A 20830-nucleotide genomic window follows, 5' to 3' on the forward strand; every position below is an offset into this window, starting at 1 on the left:
GCGTCCGCAGCACGACCGGAGAGGGCGTCTGAGAACCCTGCGCGGGCAGGACGGATAGTGAGGCGGTCACCACCGACCGTGTGCGTATGTTGCGGAAAAGTAATGGAGAAGGTTCAGGTGGGCAAGCGAGTGGCATGGCCAGCACCCGGGATTGCTATTACTGTCCGGTGTACTTGACCCCCATTGGAGGCCAGTCATGACGCCTGTCGCCGATCCCGGCCAGCTCGCACTGCTCAGCAACCGCAAGGACACCATGGCCCAGATGTTCCTGGACCGGGTGGCCGCGACCCCCGAGCGGGAGGCGTTCCGGTTCCCGCGCGGCGAGCAGTGGAAGTCGGTGAGCTGGCGGGAGACCGAGGCGCTGACCCGGCGCCGGGCCGCGGGACTGATCGCCCTCGGGGTCGAACCCGAGCAGCGGGTCGGGATCGCCGCGAGCACCCGGATCGAGTGGATCGAGTGCTACCTGGCCGCCGTACTGGCCGCGGCCGCGACGACGACGATCTACCCGTCGACGATCTCCGCGGACGTGGCCTTCATCGTCGCCGACGCCGACCTGCGGGTGGTGTTCGCCGAGGACGCCGGGCAGGTCGACAAGCTCCGCGAGCACCGGTCCGAGACACCGTCACTGCGCAAGGTCGTGCTGCTGGACGGGATGCCGGAGGAGCGCGACGGTGACTGGGTGATCGGTCTCGGCCAGCTGGACATGCTCGGCGACGACTACCTGGCCGAGCATCCGTCGATTGTCGACGATCGGATTGCCGGCATTGAGCCCGACACCCTGTGCACACTGATCTACACCTCGGGTACGACGGGACGCCCGAAGGGTGTGCGGCTGCCGCACTCGGCGTGGACGTACGAGGGCGCCGCGGTCGAGGGCATGCGGGTGCTGTCGCCGGACGACCTGCAGTTCCTCTGGCTGCCGTTGTCGCACGTGTTCGGCCAGGTACTGCTGGCGGTCCAGTGCCAGATCGGCTTCGCCACCGCGGTGGACGGCCGGATCGACAAGATTGTCGACAATGCGGCGATCGTCCAGCCGACGTTCATGGCGGCGGCGCCGCGGATCTTCGAGAAGGCGCACGCCCGGATCAGGACGATGATCCAGTCCGAGGGCGGTGCGCGCGCGAAGTTGTTCGACTGGGCGTTCGGCGTCGGCGCGCGCGTGTCCGCGGTGCGACAGGCGGGGCGCGAGCCTTCAGGTCTGCTCGGCGCGCAGTTCGCGGCCGCGGACCGGCTCGTGTTGTCGAAGATCCGCGCGCGGTTCGGTGGCCGGATCCGGTTCTTCGTGTCCGGGTCCGCGGCGCTCGACAAGTCGCTGGCGGAGTGGTTCCACGCCGCCGGGCTGCTGATCCTCGAGGGGTACGGGCTGTCCGAGACGTCGGCCGGATCCACGCTGAACCGGCCCACGCAGTACCGGCTCGGCAGCGTCGGCCCGGCGTTCCCCGGGACGTCGTTCAAGATCGCCGAGGACGGCGAGATCCTGATCAAGGGCGACGGCGTGATGAGCGGGTACCACAACCAGCCCGAGCAGACCGCCGAGGTGCTGGACGCCGACGGCTGGTTCCACACCGGCGACATCGGGCACTTCGAGGACGAGTTCCTCTACATCACCGACCGCAAGAAGGACCTGTTCAAGACCTCCGGCGGCAAGTACGTGGCACCGCAGGTGATCGAGGGCCGCTTCAAGACCATCTGCCCGTACGCGAGCCAGTTCATCGTGCACGGCAACCTGCGCAACTTCGTCTCCGCGCTGGTCACGCTGGACCCGGACGCGATCACCGGCTGGGCGGAGTCGAACGGCCTCGGCGGCAGGCCGTACGCCGAGATCGTCACGTCCGACGCCGCCCGGGCCATGGTCCAGGGGTACGTCGACGAACTCAACGCCGGCCTGAACCGCTGGGAGACCGTCAAGAAGTTCACCATCCTCGACCGCGACCTCACGGTCGAGTCCGGTGAGATGACGCCGAGCCTCAAACTCAAGCGCAAACACGTCGAGACCGAGTACGCCGACGTCCTCGACAAGATGTACGAGTAGGGGTCACCGGGCCGCGGCGCGGACGTCGGTGAAGGTGTCCCGGTCCAGCCGGACCGTCACCATCGCGACCCGCAACGACGGCGTGAGACCCGTCCACACGGCGTCGGTGACGGACGCCCACGACATCGGGACGGCGACCGTCGCGGGCCGTCCGCTGGTGGTGATCGCGGCCGCGGTCCCGTTGTAGGTCGTCGTCGTGACCGCGGTCCCGGGAGCGATCCGCGCCAGGTACACGGACGGGTGCTCGGTCAGTTCCGGCGCACCGTCGTACGCACGGGCCGAGCCGACCACGACGTCGGTCAGCCCGCCGTCCGCGAGAACGGCGCTCGCGACGATGCGTGGGGTGCGGATCGGTGGGTCGGGTTCGTAGGTCAGCTGCCGGAGGGCGAGTTGGAGGTCGGGCTGTTCTGCGCGGGCCGCGGCCAGCTCGCCGACCTGGGTGCCGTTGCCGACGAGGAACCAGTCGTGCCCACGGGTCGCCGCGGTGTAGTGGCGCAGGTCGTCGACCGGGCCGCCGGAGGTGTCGCGGACGATCAGTTCGCGGTCGTGGACGACGAGCTCGCGGGACTGCGACGCGGGGGAGCGGCCCGTCAGCCAGTACGCGAAGAACGGGACGCCGTCGGCATCGCGTCCGACGGCGAGTCCGCGGCCCGGGTACTCGGGGGACGTCCAGGCGTTCACCGGGCGAGGAACTTGCGGATCGACTCGACGTACCGGGCCGGCTCTTCCTCGTCGATCGAGTGGGCCGAGTGCTGGAAGATCTCGAGGGTGGCCTGCGGGAGGCGGGCCGCGAGGTCGCGTGGGACGTCGAAGCCGACCTGGCGGTCCCAGAGCCCGGCGAGGATCAGCGTCGGGAGATCCAGCGCGGCCAGGTCGTCGACGAGCTCGGGACGCTCGTTGCCGACCAGCGCCATCGCCACGTCCATGTTGGGCGGCGGCGCGTTCTCGTCGTCGGCGGGGATGTTGGACGGGTCGTGGTAGAAGAAGGCGGCCGCGTTCTCGCTCTGGGCGATCGCGCCGAGCGCGGCGACCGTACGCTCCAGCGGCTCCGTGACAGTGTCGAGCCGGGTGCGCAACGCGGTCTGCTCGGCGCGCGTCAGCAGCGGGTCGACGGCGCCCGGCCGCATCGTCCACAGCCCCGGGTGGAGCGGATCGACGATCGGCGGGGCGTGCAGCACCAGCCGGTCCACATGATTGCTGTGGGCAACGGCGTACTCCGCGGCCAGCAGCGCTCCGAACGACACGCCCCACGGGACGATCCGCTCGACGCCCAGCGCCGTACGCAAGTCGTCGAGGTCCGCGACCAGACGTTGCATCGTGTACGTCGAGGTGTCGGCCGGACGCTCCGTACGCCCGCACCCGCGCTGGTCGTAGAACACCACCGGCACGAACTGCGCCAACGCGTCCCCGACCGACCGCTCCACGCCGTACGAACTCTCACCCGGCCCGCCGTGCAACAGCACAAGTGGCGTACCGCCGTTCCCGGCCCCCGCCACTCGCACCCAATGCCCGACCCCACCCGCGGGAACAGTCCGCACCCCATCGCTCAACATGCCGGTGAGCATACGCGCGCCCCGAGGGCAGCTGTCACGACGAGCGGGCGGCCTCGAGGTGGGTGGTGGCGATCGCTTCGAGGTGGGTCAGGTCGGAGGCGACCGTGGCGAAGGTGTAGCCCTCGGACAGGCGTCGGTGGGCAGTGGCGCCGTCGGGGGTGTGGATGCCGGCCGCGACCCCGGCCGCGAGGGCGGTCTTCGCGATCAGCGCGAGCGCGTCCTCGAACTCCTCGGCGACCCCGGGATCGTTCGGGAACCGGCCGCCGACGGCCAGGCAGAGGTCGGACGGACCGACGTAGATGCCGTCCAGCCCCGGGGTCGCGCAGATCTCCGTGACGTTCGCGAGCCCCTGCGGCGTCTCGATCATCGCCAGTACGACGGTGGCCGCATCCGCCTCGCCGGGCACCGGGCCGATCCGCAGACCGGATCGCATCGGGCCGTACGAACGGATCCCCGCGGCCGGGTATCGCGCGGCCGCGACGGCACGGGCCGCGTCCTCCGCGGAGTCCACCAGCGGCACGATCACGCCGGCGGCACCGGCGTCCAGCGCGCGGCCGATCGGCGTCGGGTGGTTGGCCTCGACGCGGACCATCCCGACCGCGCCGGTGCCCAGCGACGCGCCGGCGTCCACCGCCATCAGCCCGCTGAGCAGGCCCTGGTACCCGAGCAGGCCATGCTGACCGTCGAGCGCGACGTAGTCGTACCCGATCCGCGCGATGCGTTCGGTCGCGATCGGTGCGTCCAGCACCACCCAGTACCCGACGAGCTGCTCACGGGCGCGCAGCCGATCGGCGAAGTTCTTCGCGTTCACAGGTTCTCCTTCAGCGGTTGGCACAAGTCATCGGTTGGCACAGGTCATCGGTTGTACGCCGGCATCGGCCCGCGCAGCCGGGTGCCGACGGCGTCGCAGGCGTCGAGTACGGCGTCCGGCAGCGGTCCCGCGCGGAGCGCCGCGATGTTGTTGCGCAGGTGCTCGGTCCGGGATCCGCCGATCAGCACCGAGTCGACGCCGGGCCGGCCGGCGACCCAGCGCATCGACAGCTCGGCGAGCGTGATCCCCTCGGTCGCGGCGAGCTCGCCGAGCTCTTCGACCGCCTTGAAGAGGTCCGCGTTCCAGTAGCGGTCGGTGTACATCGCGGCCACCCGCGAGTCGCCGAACCGCCCGTGCTCCGGCCGCTCCCCGAACGTGTGCCGCCCGGTCAGCAGCCCGCCGCCGAGCGGGTTGTAGACCACCGTCGCCAGGTCGTTGGCGAGCGCGGACTCGACGTACTCCTCCTCGATCCGCCGCGCGAGCAGGTTGTACAGCTGCTGCGCGACGACCGGCCGCGCGACGCCTGCGCTGTCGGCGATCCGGCGCAGCTCCACGATCTGCCAGGCCGCGTAGTTCGACACGCCCCACGCGGAGATCTTGCCCTCGGCAAGCAGTTCGCCGATCACGCCGACGGTCTCGTCCAACGGCGTCGACCGGTCCGGCTGATGCAGGTAGAACAGGTCGACGTTCGGGGTCCGCAGCCGGCGCAGGCTCGCTTCGAGACACCGCCGTACGCCGTCCCGCGACAACGGGGCCGCTCCGTCCGCGTCCGGATGCGGGATGCCGGCCTTGGTGGCGAGCACCACCTGGTCGCGTCGATCCCGCAGTAGCTCGCCGAGCAGTGTCTCGCTCGCGCCGCCGGCGTACCCGTTGGCGGTGTCGATCGCGGTCACGCCGAGCTCGAGCGCGGCGTCCAGCATCTCGGCCGCGGCCCGTGCGTCGACAGTGTCACCGAAGGTCATCGTGCCGAGGACGATCGGCGGCAGCACGGCGCTCATGCGAACTTCGCCCGCGGCACGCGAACGTACTTGATCGCGTCCCGGTAGTAGGAATACGAGATGTGCGCGTCGCCGGTCTCGTCGACCACGACGGTCGGGTACGACATCTCGGCACCGCTGCGCTTGCGCGGCAGGTCCCGCTCCGGGCCGAGCGTGCTCTCGTTCTCCAGGTCGAGCACCCGCGTCCAGGTCAGGCCGGCGTCCCGCGAGCTGAACAGGCTCAGCGGCAGCCGGGGCTGACCCCAGACCGCATGCCGCTCCAGCGGCGCCGCTTCGCCCGGCGCGACCACCTTGTCCTTGTCAGAACGCTCCAGCGACGCGTCGCCGACCGCCGATTCCGCGGGCGCCGACACCGGGTTCGCGACCATCAGCAGTACGCCGTCGCCCGCGTTCGTGACCTGGATCGACGAATTGTTGTTCGGTACGTCGAGCGCCGTGGGCACCGTCCACGTCCGGCCCTCGTCGGAGGATGCCGATCGATACACGGCGTCCGCCCACCGGCTCCGGAAGAACCCGGCCAGCTCACCGTTGTCCAGGGCAACGATGCACAGGTGGACCGCGCCGGTGCTGTCCGGGACCTCGACCTCGGACCAGGACGCCCCGCCGTTCTCGGTGATCGCGACCGCGCTGGTGTCGGCGTCACCGTGCCACTGCCGTCCGGGCAGTTGATGGCAGTGGAAGACCGGCAGCAGCCAGTGCTTGTCATCCAGTTGCACGACACCCTGCCGGATGAACGTGCCGACGGTGTCGAACAGGGTCTCCGGCTCGCTCCAGGTCGCCCCGAGATCGGTCGACCGCTGCTGCACGACGATCGCGGTGTCCTGCGATCCGTACTCCTGGGAGGTGTACAGCGCCCAGAGTTCGCCGTTCGGGAGCGCGGCGAGCACCGGGTTCTGCTCGGAGCGGGTGTCATCGCGCGAAACGCGCACCGGCGGGGTCCAGTTGTCGGCGCCGGCCGGGAGCCGGGAGAAGTAGATGTAGATGTCCGGTCGGCCCTCGGTGGAGCCGCCGAACCACGCGCAACCCAGCGAACCATCGGGCAACCAGGCCAGGAACGAGGCGTGATTCTCGGTGCACGGGGTCGGGATCAGGGCCTCGGACAGGTCGGGATCGGCGGCGTTCGGCCGGACGGCACCGTCGGCCCGGACAGTCGGAGTGGTCACGTCAGCTCCTCGAATCGGCGGAAAGTCGCGCTCTTCGCGCAACTCTATCAGCGTCTTTCGCGCAAGTCTTTGCTAAGCTGAGACCTGACCGGAGGAGAGGAGTCACCGTGGCCGAGGCGAGGACCGACGGCAGGCCGCTGCGTTCGCGGGACCGGCGGGAGGAGATCCTCCGGCTGGCGACCGAGAGCGGGCTGGCCAGCGTCGAGCAGCTGGCCGAGTGGTTCGGCGTGACCGCCTCGACGATCCGGCGCGACCTCGCCCGGCTCAGCGAGAGCGGCCGGCTGGCGCGGACGTACGGCGGTGCCATCGCGGTGCCGAGCTGGACCGAGCTGTCGCTCTCGCAGCGTGACACCGAGGCGCACGGCGCGAAGCGTGCGATCGCCCGATGGGCGGCCGCGCAGATCGAGCCGGGGAGTTCGGTGCTGCTGGACGCGGGGACGACCGTCGCGCTGGTCGCGCGCGAGCTGCCGACGGACGCGAACCTGACGGTCACGACCGCCAGCATCCCGGTCCTGGGACATGTGCAGGGGCGGGACGACATCACCACGCACTGCCTCGGCGGCCGGTTGCGGGCGATGAGCGATGCGTTCGTCGGACCGCTGACCGAGGCCGCGCTGGACCGGATGAGCTTCGACGCCGCCTTTCTCGGTGCCGACGGGGTGACGAGCGACGGCGGGCTGTGCGAGGCGGAGCTCGAGCAGACCCGGCTGAAGGAGCTGATGGCGCGGCGCGCGAGCACCGTGTACGTGCTGGTGCACGCGGCCAAGCTGAACCACCGCCCGTTCCGTTCGTGGGCGCGGCTGGACGGGCCGTTCACGATCGTGACCGACGCCGACGCGGACGCCGAGGTGGTCGCCGAGTTCCGCCGGGCCGGACGCGAGTTGGTGGTCGTGCCGCGCGAGTCCTCCCGATGACCGCGTTGGTCGTTCACGCCGACGACCTGACCGGGGCCGCCGAGACAGCTGCGCTGTTCCGTCGGATCAGTCCGCTCCGGACCGCACTGCAGTTGCATTGCGCATTGCAGGGCGAGTTGCAGGGCGAGTTGCAGGGCGGGACTCCCGGACTGACCGTGATCGACCTCGACACCCGGAACCTGTCCGCGACCGATGCCGAGCGCCGCGCCCGAGCCGCTCTGGAGACGACAGGCGCGCCGTTGTTCACCAAGCTCGACTCGATGCTGCGCGGAAACTACGTGGCGCATCTGCGCGCGCTCGACCCGGCCGAGCATCCGATCGTGCTGACCCCGGCCTTGCCGACCGCCGCCCGCCGGGTCGTCGACGGCCGGCTCCTGATACCGGACCGCGAGCCCGTGAACCTGTACGACGTCCTCGGCGACCTCCCTGTCCGCCCGGCAGGCGCGCCGGCCGGCCAGGGGATCACCGTCGCCGACGCGTCCACCGACGAGGACCTCGACCGTCTGGTCGACGCTACCTGGCACCTCCCCGGCATCCGCTACGCAGGCGCCGGCGGCCTGGCCGCAGCTCTCGCCCGTCGTCTCACCACTCATCCCACGACTCCCGCGACACTGGAAGCCACCGGCATCCTCTACGTCGTCGGCACCGCCGAGCCGATCGCCCAACACCAACTCGACGCCCTGCAAGAACAAACGCACCTGGAAATGGTCACCGTCACCCCACCGTGGACGCCGGCGGGTTTCACCCCGCCGACCTCTGGTGGGTCGGGTGCCCCGAGCACTCCAGGTGCGCTCCTGGGGGAGGCGGAGGTTGGCCCGCTCGTGAGGGTGTTGGCCGATGGGGGGACTGTTGTGCTGAAGGCGCCCGTCGACTCACACGAACCGGCGGCGGTGGCGCGCGCCCTGGCAGCCGTCGCCCGGGAAGTGCTTGCCGATGGCAACGGGCGTGCGGCGCTGGTGCTGACCGGTGGGCACACCGCGCGGACCGTGCTGGACGCGCTCGGGATCCGGCAGCTCGAGGTCGTCGACGAGATCCATCACGGCGCGGTGCTGTCCCGCACCGGGGACGGGCGGCCGGTGGTCACTCGTCCCGGGAGTTTCGGTGAGCGTTCGTCGTTCGCCGACATCCACACCGCGATCCACACAGCTGTTCACGCCGTACTCCGCCCCCATTCCGTCCGGAAGGCCACTACATCGTGACTACGTCAGCCCCTCAGGAACTGCCCCGGATCGCCGTCACCATGGGCGACGGCGCGGGTGTCGGTCCGGAAGTCTGCGTCGGCGCACTGCTCGCAGCCGACGTCGCCGAGCTGTGCCGACCGATCGTGATCGGCGACGCGGGCCGGCTCCGCCAGGCGGCCGCGATTCTCGGCGTCGACGCCGACGTGGTCCCGGTCGAGCACGTCGCGGACGCGGTGTTCACGCCGGGCCGGATCAACGTCGTCGATCTCGCGCTGCTGCCCGCGGACCTGCCGTGGGGTGCGGTCAGCGCGGTCGCGGGCGACGCGGCGTACCACTATGTCCGGGTCGCGGCCGAGCTTGCCCAGAGCGGCCAGGTGTCGGCGATCTGTACGGCGCCCCTGAACAAGGAAGCCCTGCACGCCGGCGGCCGGCTGTACCCGGGCCACACCGAACTCCTCGCTGAGCTCACCGGTACGCCGGAGGTCTCGATGATGCTGTCGACGCCGAAGGTGAAGGTGATCCACGTGACCACCCACATCGGCCTGATCGACGCGGTCGCGAAGATCGAGCCGGGCCTGGTCGAGCGGACCATCCGGCGCGGGCACACCGCGATGCTGAGCTCCGGCGTCACGGCCCCGAAGATCGGCGTCTGCGCCATCAACCCGCACGCCGGCGAGAACGGCCTGTTCGGGTACGGCGAGGAGGCGGAGAAGATCGAGCCCGCGATCGAGGCGGTCCGCGCGGACGGGATCGACGCCCGCGGCCCGCTGCCGGCCGACACCGCGTTCTTCCTCGCAGGCCGCGGCGACTACGACCTGATCGTCGCGATGTACCACGACCAGGGCCACGGCCCGGTCAAGGTGCTCGGCATCGAGGCCGGCGTCAACATCACCGTCGGCCTCCCGGTGATCCGGACGTCGGTCGACCACGGCACGGCGTTCGACATCGCCGGCACCGGAACCGTCAGCGTGGACAGCATGATCGAAGCCCTCCGCCAGGCCGCCGAGCTGTCCCGCGCCGTCACCCCGGCGACATAACCCTCAGGACAGGGGAGACGCAATCTGTACGTCGACCCCGTGGCGGCGGAACTCCGCGACGGCCGCGGGGTCGGCCGCGTCGTCGGTGATCAGGGTCCACCCGTTCGGCAGTGGGGCCCAGGCGTGGAACGGGCGGTACCCGAGCTTCGCGGCATGCGCCAGTACGTACGTCTTCGCCGACTGGGCGGCCATGACTTCCTTCATCCGGGTCTGCCGTAGATCGGCCTCGCAGATTCCGTCGACGGCCGAGACGCCGTCGCCGCCCAGGAATACCCGGTCGAACGTCATCCGCTCGAGCGCGATCTCGGTCAGCGGCCCGACCAGCCCGTGGCTCAGGTGCCGCAACGTCCCGCCCAGGCACTCGACGTGCACCTGCGGGGAGTCCGCGAGGACCATCATCGCGTCGAGGCTCGTGGTCACCACGGTGACGCCTTCGCTGTCGCGCAACTCGTGCGCCAGCGCGCCGACCGTGGACCCGGCGTCGAGCAGGACGGTCTCGCCGGGCGTGATGTCGGCCGCGGCCCGGCGGGCGATCGCGCGCTTGGCCTCGAACGCCTCCCCGAGGCGCTGTTTCATCGAGGCCTCGTGCGACGTCAGCACCGGGATCGCCCCGCCGTACGTGCGGGCCAGTTCACCTGCCCGGGTCAGTTCCGCGAGGTCGCGCCGGATCGTCGAGGTCGCGACCCGGTAGGCCGCGGCCAGCTCGGCGACGGTTCCGATGCCGACGCTCCGCGCCCGCCGGACGATGTCCGCCCGCCGCTCCTCCCCAGGCAGTCTGCTCACGCGGACCTGAACCCCCGCTCGTCGAGGAACACCGTCACTCCACCCACCACGCTGACACCGAAGAATACGGCCAGCGCGGGGTAACGGCCCATCACGAACGACAGGACCACGGCGACCGCGACGATCGCGAACGTACTGAGCGGATGCGACAACGCGTACCACCACGCCGTCCGCACGGTGTCCCGGGCGGGAGCACGGTCCCGCACATAGAAGTAGGGCAGGTGGACGACGGTGACGACGACCATCGCGCCGGCCGCGACCGCGAGTGCGAACAACACCTGCCCGACCGGGCCGCCTTGGCCGCGGGCGATCAGCCCGTCGGCGACGAGGAGCAGCCCGACCAGCACCACGGCGTACCCGAGGAGGTTCGCGCGGAGCAGGTCCGCCCGCACCTCGGTCCAGAACAGGCGGGCTGTGCGTTGCTCGCGGCTGTCCGGATCGGTCTGCCAGCGGCGCAGTACGGCGTACATCGCGGCTGTCGCTGGGAACGCGCCGAGGACGACGCCCCCCGCGAGCGTGGTACCGAGCCAGAGCAGGTTGAGCCACGCCAGCCGGGCGACCCAGTCGCAGGCCACTGCGATGCCCGAGTTCACCCTGGTCATCGGCTCACCCCTTGACCGCGCCGGTCAGGATGCCCTTGCTGAAGTAGCGCTGGGCCCACGGGTAGAAGCACAGGATCGGCACGATCGCGAACACCATCGTGGCGGCCTGGATGTTCACCGGGTAGATCTCGTGCCCGTGCGACTGGATCTGCTGGAACGACGCCGCGTCCGCGTCCCCGGCGATCAGCAGGTTGTACAGCACCAGCTGGATCGGCGCCAGCGACCGGTCCCGGAAGTAGATCAGCGGGATCAGGAACGAGTTCCAGATCTGCACCGCGTAGAAGATCGCGATCGTGGCGATCACCGGCCGGGACAGCGGCAGGTAGATCCGCCACATGATCTGCAGGTCGTTGGCGCCGTCAACGAACGCCGACTCCTCCAGCTCGTCCGGGATCGTGCGCAGGAACGAGATCGTGACGATCAGCAGGAACGTGCTGAACCCCCACGGGATCACCATCACCAGCCAGTTGTCGACGAAGCCGAGCTTCTGGTTCACGATGTACGCCGGCACGATGCCCGCGTCGAAGATCCAGGTGACGATGAAGCCCATCATGATCACGCCGGCGCCGACCAGCCGCTTCTTCGACAGCGCGTAACCGGTGAGGAACGTGATCACGACCGAGAACGCGGTACCGGCGGCGGTGTACCAGGCGGAGTTGAGCACCCCGCGCAGGATCCCGAGCCGCGGCGTGCCGAGCACGTACCGGTAGGTCTCGAAGTTCAGGCCCTTCGGCCAGCCGAAGACGTGGCCCGCGGCAACGAACCGGCCGTCGGACAGCGACACCGAGATGATGTAGACGAACGGATAGATGCAGAGCAGCGCGATGATCACCAGGATCGTGGTGTTGACCACGCCGAACGCGCTGAACCGGGATCGCCCGGTAGTGGCAGCCATCTAGAACAGCCCCGAATCGTTGACCTTTTTGGCGGCCCGGTTGGCCGTCACGACCATCACCAGTGCGATCACGCCCTGGATCAGGCCGACCGCCGCACCGTAGCTGTAGTTGGGGAACCCGCGGGACGCGAACGCCTGCCGGTAGACGTAGGTCTGCACCACGTCCGCGGTCTCGTACACGCTCGGGTTGTACATCAGCAGGATCTTGTCCAGGTCGACCGTGAGTACCTGCCCGATCGCCAGGATCAGCATCACGATCATCATCGGCCGGATCGACGGCAGGGTGACGTGCAACATCTGCTTCCAGCGGCCGGCGCCGTCGATCTCGGCGGCCTCGTAGAGCGCCGGGCTGATGCCGGCCATCGCCGCGATGTAGATGATCGTGCCGTACCCGAAGGTCTGCCAGACGTTCATCCCGATGTACAGCGGCCGGAACCAGCCTGGTTCGGCGAAGAAGAAGATCGGGTGCCCGCCGAACGCCTCGATCACCTTGTTCACCAGGCCGCCCTGCGGCGACAGCAGCGTGTAGAGGATGCTCACCAGTACCGCGGACGAGATGAAGTACGGCACGAAGCTGAGCGTCTGCACGGACTTCTTCAGCCACTTGGTGCGGACCTCGTTCAGGAACAGCGCGAACACGATCGGGATCGGGAACGCGAACAACAAGGTGCCGAAGGCAAGCAGTACGGTGTTCTTCACCAGCCGCAGTACGCCGGGATCGGTGAGGAACCGGTGGAACTGGTCGAAGCCGACCCATTTGCTCCCGCTGATGCCCTGGAACGGGCTGTACTGCTGGAACGCGATCACCAGCGCACCGACCGGTGCGAACTTGAACAGCACCAGGTGGATCAGGCCCGGCACCAGGATCAGGTACAGCAACTTGTCACGGCGCAGGGACCGGCCGAGCTTGGCCAGCCGGGCGCGGCCACCGGCCGGCCGCTTGGCAGCGGCCGGCCGGGTGGACGGACGGGTCAGTTCAGTGGTCGCCATCATCGACTCACTTGCTCGTCGCGGACCAGGCGGCGTTCTCGATGTCGTTCAGCTGCTGGTAGCCCTTCTGCTTCGCGTCCGCGACGAACTGGTCCCATTCGGTCATCGGCCGCTTGCCGTTGACGAACTTGGTCAGCTCCGCGAGCACGAACGGCTCCACCGCGGCCAGCAGATCGGTGCGTTTCTTCAGCTGGTCGGCGTCGTACTTGATCACCGGCGTGTCGGTCAGGTAGGCGTTGAAGTACTGGCCGGCGAAGGACTTGGTCTTCTTGTCCATCCACTGGTAGTACGCCTGGTTGTCCACCGGCGCCGGGAAGGTGAGCCGGTCCTGGAGGAAGTTCCACGCCTTGGTGCCGGCCGGCTTGTTGCCCTCGACCGCGAAGTCCAGCGTGTACTGCGGCTTGCCGCCGACCACCTTGTACGACGTCCCTTCGACGCCGTAGTGCATGGTCGTCTCGCCCTTCTCGGAGTACAGGTTGTCGACGAACTTCATGATCGCGTCGGCGTTCTTCGCCGCCGAGCTGATCGCGAACACCCGGTTCAGGTTCCACCGTGGGTTCGCCGGAACCTTGCCCTGGGCACCGGTCGTGGTCTTGAACGCCGGCATCACGTCGATCGCGTACTTCGGGTCGTTCTTCGGGCCGCCGTTCTCCAGGAACCAGCTCGGCCGGGTGAAGAAGTCGTCGGAGACGCTGCCGCGACCGGTCAGCATCTTGGTCTGCCAGCTGTCCTCGGTGTTCGCACCGGCGATCCACTCGGGGTCCACCAGGCCCTCGGTGTACAGCTGGTGGTACCAGGTGATCATGTCCTTGAAGCCGGGGGACAGCAGGTCGGTGTTGCCGAGCTTGTCGTCGGCGATGCCGTGCACGGTTCCGTCGGCGTCCGCGCGGAAGGCCGCGTCGTACACGTAGGCCCACCGCAGGAAAGCGTCCCGGCCGGTGAGGGGGAAGTAGTTCTTGGTGCTCGCGAAGTGCTTCTTCAGCGTCCGCAGCGCGTCGGTGAGCTCGGCGACGGTGGTCGGCGGCTTCGTGATGCCGGCCGCCTTCAGCATGTCGGAGCGGTAGAAGGTGACCGGCGAGATCCGCGGCGACTCGGTCGGCAGCCCGTAGATCTTGCCGTCCTTGGCGGTGATCAGCTGCTTGTACTTCGGGTTCGCGTCGATGTACTTCTTCAGGTTCGGCGCGTCCTTCTCGATCAGTGGCGCGAGGTCCTGGAACGCGCCCTGTTCGCCGTACACCTCGGTCTGCGAGATGTTCGCGATCACGGCGTCCTGTACCTTGCCCGAGCTGAGCGCCAGGTCGAGCTGCTGGAAGTAGCCGTCCTCGGGACCGCCGTCGATGGTCTGCACGTTCACGCCGGACTGTTTCTCCAGCTCCGGCAGCCAGTTCAGGTCGTCGAGCCAGGCCTTGAACCGGTCCGGCAGCCGGTAACTGAACTCGGTGCCGGACCCGCCGCCCGCCCCGTCGTCACTTTGGCCGGAGCAAGCGCCGGCGGCCAGGCCGATGACCGCGACCGAGGCGATAACACGGGCGAACCGCATCGTCCTCATGTGGGTACTCCTTCGCGCTGGGATTTCCTTGAGGCAGGCGGGCACGCGGCGGCGGGGTTCACCCGGCCCCGGCGCCCGGTCGGCAACTGACTGCCGTACCCCCATCACCTGCAACGGGCTGAAGACTGTGCCGAGCACGCTACTGCGCGAACCGCGCGCTGTCTAGCGTTCCGCGCAGCAGTTCAGGCGATTTCTGCTCATCTCGCGCAACTTGCGTCCGCTATCTGCGCGTGATGGCTCCACGTGGCCAACCGGCGGGCTCGTTCTGCGCATCCTGCGCGGATCGGTTAGGTCGTGGCGAGGGCGTGTTTGCCGGTGGTGAGGGACTGGCCCTGGTCGATCATCTGCTCGGCGAGGCGGTCGACGGCCTGTGAGAAGGCGTCGGAGTTCTCCGGGTCCCAGTCGGCGAGGTGGTCGAGCATCCAGACCCGGAACGCGCCGACGAAGCGCTGGAACATCTCCAGGCCGAGGGTGGTGAAGCGGTAGTGGCCGAGCGTCTCCGACAAGTAGCCGTCGGCAACCAGTTGGGTTGCGAGCGGTTCGAGCACGCCGGGCGGCATCCGCAGGTCGCCGGTCATCTCGGCGAGGGTGGCGGACCCGGACTCCGCGCCGCCGCGGAAGACGCGCATGATCAGCCAGGTCTGCGCGGCGCTCAGCGGCAGTCCGGACTGCGCGAGGACCTCGGGCGCCGGGTTGCGTTTGTGGTGCTGGACGACGAGCGCGGCGAGCTTCTGGAGTTCGCGTTCGGAGTCGAACGAGGCCGGCGCCGCGAAGTTCTCGCCGACGTCGGACGCGGCCATCCGCGCGGTGTCACGGAGCGGGACCTCCTTGAGCAGCAACGCGGTGAGGAACCCCAGCCCGGCCACCGGCACCGCCCAGAGGAACACCACGTGCAGCGAGTCGGCGTACGCCTCGGTGATCACCGAGCGCGCCGCGTCGGGCAGCCCCCGGACACCCTCCACGGTCGCCGCCAGCCGCGGGTCGACCCTCGCGGTCTGGACGGCCACGCCGAGCTTCTCCGGCAGTTGGTGCGCGTAGATAGACCCGAACACCGCGACCCCGAACGAACTGCCCATCGTCCGCAGGAAGCTCACCCCGGAGGTCGCGACGCCGAGGTCGGAGTAGTCGACGGTGCTCTGTACGACGACGGTCGGCACCGGCATGCACGCGCCGACGCCGAGCCCCAGGACCACCATGAACCCCGCGGTCTCGACGTACGACGTGGTGTTGTCGAGGAGTGAGAGCAGGAAGAGCCCGACGCCGATCAGGATCGTGCCGAAGATCGGGAACAGCCGGTACCGCCCGGTCTTGCTGATGATCTGGCCGACCACCACCGACGCGACCAGCAGCCCGCACACCAGCGGCAGCATCTGCAGCCCCGACTCGGTCGCCGAGGCGCCGTGCACGAACTGCAGGTACGTCGGGAGGTACGTGACCCCGCCCAGCATCGCGAACCCGATGATGAAGCTCATGATCGAGCACACCGTGAACACCGGGGAGCGGAACAACCGCAACGGCAGCAGCGGTTCGGGCGCCCGCCGTTCCGCGACCACGAACAGGCCGAGCGCGACCACCGACCCGACTGCCATCGCGATGATCACCGGCGACGTCCAGGCGTACTCGTTCCCGCCCCAGGTGGTGACCAGCGTCAGCCCGGTCGCGGCGATCCCGATGAACAGGATCCCGAGGTAGTCGATCGTCGGCCCGACCGCGGCCTTCACCGACGGAAGGGTGATCGAGGCAACGATCAGCACGATGACGCCGAGCGGCAGGTTGACGTAGAACGCCCACCGCCAGCTCAGGTGGTCGACGAACAGCCCGCCGAGCAGCGGCCCGGCGACCGTCGACACCCCGAACACCGATCCCATCACGCCCTGGTACCGGCCGCGCTCGCTGAGCGGTACGACGTCCGCGATCACGGCCATCGCGGTCACCATCAGGCCGCCGGCCCCGAGGCCCTGGATCGCCCGGGACCCGACCAGCCAGAGCATCGAGTGCGACATCCCGCAGAGCGCGGACCCGGCCAGGAACAGCACGACGCTCAGCAGGAACATCGGCTTGCGCCCGTACAGGTCGCCGAACTTCCCGATCAGCGCGGTCATGATGGTCTCGGCGAGCAGGTACGACGTCACCACCCAGGACAGGTGGTTGGCGCCGCCGAGGTCGCTGACGATCGTCGGCAGCGCGGTCGCCACGATCGTCTGGTCGAGCGCCGCCAGCAGCATTCCGAGCATGATCGCCACCACGACCGCGTTCCGGGTGGCACGTCCGACAGGCTGAGCCTCGGTCTCCATGACCCGAATGTAGCCATTCCCGCACTCCCAGTAACCACGAAACGACGGAGATCCGGTCAAGAAACCCAGCCCCGGCCGCCCGGGCGCCACTTTGTGCACGGGATCCGTACCGGATCGGCGTCGGAGTACGGATCTGGTGCACAAAGTGGCGGGGGCGTGGGCCGTGGGGCGTGGGCCGTGGGGCGTGGGGCGGGTGAGGGCGACGTCGCGCGCGGTGGGCGCCCGTACGATGGGTGGGTGCCGTCGACATTGCCCGAGGGGGAGGTTGCGCCCCGGGACGGGGCGCTGCCGGAAGCTGCTGTCCGGGAGGCCGCCGGGCGGCCGTTCGGATTCTACCTGCACGTGCCGTTCTGTGCGTCGCGGTGCGGGTACTGCGACTTCAACACCTACACCGCTCGCGAGTTGGGCGGTGGCGGATCGCAGGCGTCGTACGCCGGCAACGCGGTCGCGGAGGTCCGGCTGGCGCGCCAGGTGCTGCGGGACCTTGACCGGCCGGTGGACACCGTGTTCTTCGGGGGCGGTACGCCGACCCTGTTGCCCGCGGCCGATCTCGGCAAGATGCTGGCGGCCGTCCGGGACGAGTTCGGGCTCGCGCCGGACGCGGAGGTGACGACCGAGGCGAACCCGGAGTCCGTCGACCCGGCGTACCTCGAGGCGCTGCTCGAGGCGGGCTTCAACCGGGTCAGCTTCGGCATGCAGAGCTCGTCCTCGCACGTCTTGAAGATCCTCGACCGGCAGCACAGTCCCGGGCGTGCGCTCGAAGCCGCGAAGGAGGCAACCTCCGCGGGCTTCGAGCATGTGAACCTCGACCTGATCTACGGCACGCCGGGTGAGTCGTTGGACGACTGGCGGGTGTCGCTGGAGTCGGCGTTGTCAGCGGAGCCCGACCACGTGAGCGCCTATGCGTTGATCGTCGAGGACGGTACGCAACTCGCCCGGCGGATCCGGCGGGGCGAACTGCCGATGCCGGACGACGACGACCTCGCGGACAAGTACGTGCTCGCCGACTCGTTGCTGTCCGCGGCGGGTCTGGGATGGTACGAGGTGTCCAACTGGGCTCGCAGTACGGCGGCGCGCTGCCGGCACAACGAGCTGTACTGGCGTGGGGACACGTGGTGGGGGATCGGCCCGGGGGCGCACAGCCACGCCGGCGGGGTGCGGTGGTGGAACGTGAAGCATCCGACCGCGTACGCCGAGCGGATCGCGGCCGGCGAGAGTCCGGCGTACGCGCGCGAGACGCTGGACGCGGAGACCCGGCGGGTCGAGCGGGTGCTGCTCGAGGTGCGGTTGTCGGCCGGTCTGCCGCTCGACGTGCTCGACGCGGCCGGGCGGGCGGCGGCGGACCAGGTGGTCGCGGACGGTCTCGCGGTCGTGGCGGACGGGCGGCTCGTGCTGACCGATCGCGGGCGGTTGCTGGCGGACGCGGTGGTGCGAGACCTGCTGCCCTGACCGCTCCGCCACCCGTCGGCAACGGACGCGGCTGCCGGACGGCGAAGTGATCAAAAGTGATCACAGTGAGCTGTTGACGACTGTTACGGACACACGGCAGGCTGTTGAGTAAGCGTTTACTATCCTTCGTCGAGGAGTCGCGATGCCGCCCTTCGTCCGCCGTCGACTGTTGTTGCAGACCGGGCTCGCCGCCGCTGCACTGAGCGCTCTCGGGCTGCCCACCCGGGCGTTCGCGGAGGACGAGTTCGACGTTCTCCGGGCCCGGTGGGCCGAGTTGAACACCGGCGGGGCGATCGACGCCGGCGATCCGGCGTACGCGAGCGCACTCGCCAAGCTCGGTCAGCAGGCGCAGCAGTTTGTCGACACGCTGATTGTCGACAACGAACGAACAGCGCTGTGGCCGGATCTGCCGCTCAGCCCGTCGAGCGGCAACTTCTCGATCAGTTACACCCGGCTGAAGACGATCGCGCTGGCCCGCGCCACGCCTGGTACGGGCGTCGGCCCGGAGACCGGTGAGCTGGTGAGCGGGGCGCTGGACTTCCTCAACGTGCACTCGTTCAACGAGACGCTGAAGGAGACCGGGAACTGGTGGTTCTGGGAGATCGGCGCACCGCGCGCGCTCCTCGACACCTGCGTTCTGGCGTACGACGCGCTCTCGGCCGGCCAGCTCACGGCGTACCTGACGGCCGTCGACCACTTCGTCCCCGACCCGAACCGCCGGACCAACTCGCCGTCGCTGCGGGAGACCGGCGCGAACCGGGTCGACAAGTCGCTGATCGTCGCGCTCCGCGGCATCGTCGGAAAGTCGACCAGCAGATTGTCGACAGCCCGCGACGCCCTCAGCGACGTCGCCGAGTCCGGGAAGAACTCCGTCTTCACGTACGTGACCAGCGGTGACGGGTTCTACCGCGACGGATCGTTCATCCAGCACGGCAACCTCGCGTACGTCGGCACGTACGGCAACGTCGCGCTCGGCGGCGTGGCGAACCTGATCGCGCTGCTCGGCGGTTCCAGCTGGGAGATCACCGACCCGAACCGCGCCGTACTGCTGGACGCGGTCGACGCGAGCTTCGCGCCGTTCATGGCTGACGGTCTGATGATGGACTGCGTCTCCGGCCGCGCGATCTCCCGCGAAGCCGCCGGGGACCACCGCAACGGCCACGGCACCACCTCGACGGTGCTGCTGCTCGCGAGCGGTGTCGCCGAGCCGTACGCCTCGCGCTACAAGGCACTCGCCAAGAGCTGGATCACCCGCGACCGGCTCGCCGACTACCTGCCCGGTGCGTCGATCCCGGAGATCTCCCGCGCGAAGGCGCTGCTCGCGGACACCGAGGTGATGCCGGCGCCGGCGGTACCGCGGCACTTCCAGTTCTACAACCAGGACCGCGTCGTGCACCGCCGGCCGGGCTGGACGTTCGCGATCGCGATGTCGTCGAAGCGGATGGCCCGCTACGAGTGGGGCAACGGCGAGAACCTCCGCGGATGGTACGTCGGCGACGGGATGACGTACCTGTACAACGCCGACCAGTCGCAGTACTACGACGCCTACTGGCCGACGGTCGACGCGCAGCGGATGCCCGGTACGACGGTCAGCACGAAACCGCGTCAGCCTGGTGGGACGGGCAGCGGTACCGGGACCGTTGCGGCGTTCGCGGACTGGGTCGGCGGGGCGTCGTACCAGGATGTCGCGGGTGCGGTCGGAATGCACCTGATCAACTACGACAAGAGCCTGCGGGCCCGGAAGTCGTGGTTCTGTCTGCGGGACTGCGTCGTCGCGCTGGGGGCCGGGATCGTCGGGACGGACGGCTATCCGGTCGAGACGATTGTCGACAATCGGAATCTCCACGAGAACGGGACGGCGGCGTTGGTCGTCGACGGGCAGTCGGGAATCGACCAGACGTACGGCGATCCGAAGTGGGCGTACCTGGAGGGTGTCGGCGGGTACGTGTTCCCGGCAGGCGGGCAGCTGCGGGTCGAGCGGGAGGACCGGACCGGGTCCTGGTCGGAGATCAACATCGGGAACGACACCGGCGGGTCGACCACGCCGCACACCCGTCGCTACGCGAAGCTCGTGCTGGAGCACGGGACGGTCGCCGGGTCGTACGCGTACGTTCTGTTGCCCAATGCAACCGCCAGTCAGACCGCCGAACGGTCGGCCGATCCGGGGATGACCGTTCTGGTCAACAATCCGGCAGTTCAGGCGATCGTCTCCCACCGCGAGAACCTGGTCCTGGCCAACTTCTGGACCGCGGGATCCGTCTCCGGGGACGGCGCGGGAAGCGTGGCGAGTGATGGGCCGGCCTCGGTGGTGATCGGGCGGGAGGGGACCACGACCACTGTCGCGGTGTCCGATCCCAGCCGCACCGCGCAGGTGGTCCGGGTGACGGTCGGGCGGCGGGTGGGGGCAGTGATCGCCAAGGATCCGGCCGTGACGGTGGTTGCCACCGGCAAGGAGCTGGTGATCGACGTCGCCGTCGGCGGTACCCGCGGCGCCACCCACACCGTGTCCTTCAACTAGTTTCCGCAAGCAACCGGGGCCGGCCACCAGGGCCGGCCGGGTCGCCGGGTGCTGGCAAGTT

Annotated in this window: 17 protein-coding genes; 6 read left to right on the forward strand and 11 right to left on the reverse strand. The window is 69.4% G+C overall.

The features are described from left to right. Positions 1–196 precede the first annotated feature (196 nt). Positions 197–2032 carry a long-chain fatty acid--CoA ligase gene (locus AB0M51_RS01450; protein ID WP_344190088.1) on the forward strand — a complete coding sequence of 612 codons (1836 nt, stop codon included), beginning with the start codon at positions 197–199 and terminating at the stop codon, positions 2030–2032. 3 nt (positions 2033–2035) lie between these two features. Here AB0M51_RS01450 and AB0M51_RS01455 read toward each other — a convergent pair whose 3' ends face one another. The 5 genes from AB0M51_RS01455 to AB0M51_RS01475 are packed head-to-tail and all read right to left on the reverse strand — an operon-like array spanning position 2036 to position 6557. Further along, positions 2036–2713 (reverse strand): IMP cyclohydrolase, encoded by a 678-nt coding sequence (locus tag AB0M51_RS01455; RefSeq protein WP_344190086.1) that lies wholly within the window; start codon positions 2711–2713, stop codon positions 2036–2038. Beyond that, complete coding sequence (locus AB0M51_RS01460) at positions 2710–3585, reverse strand: alpha/beta hydrolase (RefSeq protein ID WP_344190084.1); 876 nt, start codon at positions 3583–3585, stop codon at positions 2710–2712. Before AB0M51_RS01460 ends, AB0M51_RS01455 begins: the two co-directional genes overlap by 4 nt. A 34-nt stretch (positions 3586–3619) precedes the next feature. Next, positions 3620–4396: an aldolase/citrate lyase family protein gene (locus tag AB0M51_RS01465; protein WP_344190082.1), complete on the reverse strand. Its 777-nt coding sequence runs from the start codon at positions 4394–4396 to the stop codon at positions 3620–3622. 44 nt (positions 4397–4440) lie between these two features. Then, positions 4441–5394 (reverse strand): aldo/keto reductase, encoded by a 954-nt coding sequence (locus AB0M51_RS01470; RefSeq protein ID WP_344190079.1) that lies wholly within the window; start codon positions 5392–5394, stop codon positions 4441–4443. Next, positions 5391–6557 carry an exo-alpha-sialidase gene (locus AB0M51_RS01475; RefSeq protein ID WP_344190077.1) on the reverse strand — a complete coding sequence of 389 codons (1167 nt, stop codon included), beginning with the start codon at positions 6555–6557 and terminating at the stop codon, positions 5391–5393. Before AB0M51_RS01475 ends, AB0M51_RS01470 begins: the two co-directional genes overlap by 4 nt. A gap of 107 nt (positions 6558–6664) precedes the next feature. Here AB0M51_RS01475 and AB0M51_RS01480 point away from each other — a divergent pair, with 107 nt between their 5' ends. Genes AB0M51_RS01480 through pdxA form a run of 3 tightly spaced genes read left to right on the forward strand, consistent with a single transcriptional unit; the run spans position 6665 to position 9689 of the window. After that, complete coding sequence (locus AB0M51_RS01480; protein ID WP_344190075.1) at positions 6665–7471, forward strand: DeoR/GlpR family DNA-binding transcription regulator; 807 nt, start codon at positions 6665–6667, stop codon at positions 7469–7471. Then, a complete protein-coding gene (locus tag AB0M51_RS01485) occupies positions 7468–8670 on the forward strand; it encodes a four-carbon acid sugar kinase family protein (RefSeq protein WP_344190073.1) in 1203 nt (400 codons plus the stop codon). Before AB0M51_RS01480 ends, AB0M51_RS01485 begins: the two co-directional genes overlap by 4 nt. Next, a complete protein-coding gene (gene pdxA, locus AB0M51_RS01490) occupies positions 8667–9689 on the forward strand; it encodes a 4-hydroxythreonine-4-phosphate dehydrogenase PdxA (RefSeq protein WP_344190071.1) in 1023 nt (340 codons plus the stop codon). Before AB0M51_RS01485 ends, pdxA begins: the two co-directional genes overlap by 4 nt. Positions 9690–9692: 3 nt before the next feature. On the opposite strand, the gene AB0M51_RS01495 is transcribed toward pdxA, so the two are convergent. From AB0M51_RS01495 to AB0M51_RS01520, 6 genes are all read right to left on the reverse strand, one after another. Beyond that, positions 9693–10472 carry a DeoR/GlpR family DNA-binding transcription regulator gene (locus tag AB0M51_RS01495; RefSeq protein ID WP_344190069.1) on the reverse strand — a complete coding sequence of 260 codons (780 nt, stop codon included), beginning with the start codon at positions 10470–10472 and terminating at the stop codon, positions 9693–9695. After that, positions 10469–11074: a DUF624 domain-containing protein gene (locus AB0M51_RS01500; RefSeq protein WP_344190067.1), complete on the reverse strand. Its 606-nt coding sequence runs from the start codon at positions 11072–11074 to the stop codon at positions 10469–10471. The genes AB0M51_RS01495 and AB0M51_RS01500 overlap by 4 nt, the downstream gene beginning before the upstream one ends. A gap of 4 nt (positions 11075–11078) precedes the next feature. Further along, positions 11079–11969, reverse strand: a complete 891-nt coding sequence (locus AB0M51_RS01505) for a carbohydrate ABC transporter permease (RefSeq protein ID WP_344190065.1) — start codon at positions 11967–11969, stop codon at positions 11079–11081. Continuing rightward, the gene (locus AB0M51_RS01510; protein ID WP_344190063.1) at positions 11970–12959 is read right to left on the reverse strand and encodes an ABC transporter permease subunit; all 990 of its coding nucleotides are present in this window, start codon (positions 12957–12959) and stop codon (positions 11970–11972) included. Between the two features lie 7 nt (positions 12960–12966). Beyond that, positions 12967–14508: a hypothetical protein gene (locus tag AB0M51_RS01515; RefSeq protein WP_344190061.1), complete on the reverse strand. Its 1542-nt coding sequence runs from the start codon at positions 14506–14508 to the stop codon at positions 12967–12969. Positions 14509–14795: 287 nt separating this feature from the next. Next, complete coding sequence (locus tag AB0M51_RS01520) at positions 14796–16802, reverse strand: MDR family MFS transporter (protein ID WP_344190059.1); 2007 nt, start codon at positions 16800–16802, stop codon at positions 14796–14798. A gap of 237 nt (positions 16803–17039) precedes the next feature. Between AB0M51_RS01520 and hemW the strand changes: the two genes are divergently transcribed. Both hemW and AB0M51_RS01530 read left to right on the forward strand, forming a co-directional pair. Further along, complete coding sequence (gene hemW / locus AB0M51_RS01525) at positions 17040–18251, forward strand: radical SAM family heme chaperone HemW (RefSeq protein WP_344190057.1); 1212 nt, start codon at positions 17040–17042, stop codon at positions 18249–18251. 142 nt (positions 18252–18393) lie between these two features. After that, a complete protein-coding gene (locus AB0M51_RS01530; protein WP_344190055.1) occupies positions 18394–20769 on the forward strand; it encodes a polysaccharide lyase 8 family protein in 2376 nt (791 codons plus the stop codon). The last annotated feature ends 61 nt before the right edge of the window (positions 20770–20830 follow it).

Source organism: Kribbella sp. NPDC051137, from assembly GCF_040682535.1.
Classification (GTDB): domain Bacteria; phylum Actinomycetota; class Actinomycetes; order Propionibacteriales; family Kribbellaceae; genus Kribbella; species Kribbella karoonensis.

Excerpts from the sequence above, each read along its gene's own strand:
- AB0M51_RS01515 (WP_344190061.1), bottom strand. The coding sequence starts at position 14,508 with ATGAGGACGATGCGGTTCGCCCGTGTTATCGCCTCGGTCGCGGTCATC.
- AB0M51_RS01485 (WP_344190073.1), top strand. The coding sequence starts at position 7,468 with ATGACCGCGTTGGTCGTTCACGCCGACGACCTGACCGGGGCCGCCGAG.
- AB0M51_RS01530 (WP_344190055.1), top strand. The coding sequence starts at position 18,394 with ATGCCGCCCTTCGTCCGCCGTCGACTGTTGTTGCAGACCGGGCTCGCC.
- AB0M51_RS01500 (WP_344190067.1), bottom strand. The coding sequence starts at position 11,074 with ATGACCAGGGTGAACTCGGGCATCGCAGTGGCCTGCGACTGGGTCGCC.
- AB0M51_RS01510 (WP_344190063.1), bottom strand. The coding sequence starts at position 12,959 with ATGGCGACCACTGAACTGACCCGTCCGTCCACCCGGCCGGCCGCTGCC.
- AB0M51_RS01520 (WP_344190059.1), bottom strand. The coding sequence starts at position 16,802 with ATGGAGACCGAGGCTCAGCCTGTCGGACGTGCCACCCGGAACGCGGTC.
- AB0M51_RS01450 (WP_344190088.1), top strand. The coding sequence starts at position 197 with ATGACGCCTGTCGCCGATCCCGGCCAGCTCGCACTGCTCAGCAACCGC.
- AB0M51_RS01470 (WP_344190079.1), bottom strand. The coding sequence starts at position 5,394 with ATGAGCGCCGTGCTGCCGCCGATCGTCCTCGGCACGATGACCTTCGGT.
- AB0M51_RS01460 (WP_344190084.1), bottom strand. The coding sequence starts at position 3,585 with ATGTTGAGCGATGGGGTGCGGACTGTTCCCGCGGGTGGGGTCGGGCAT.
- AB0M51_RS01505 (WP_344190065.1), bottom strand. The coding sequence starts at position 11,969 with ATGGCTGCCACTACCGGGCGATCCCGGTTCAGCGCGTTCGGCGTGGTC.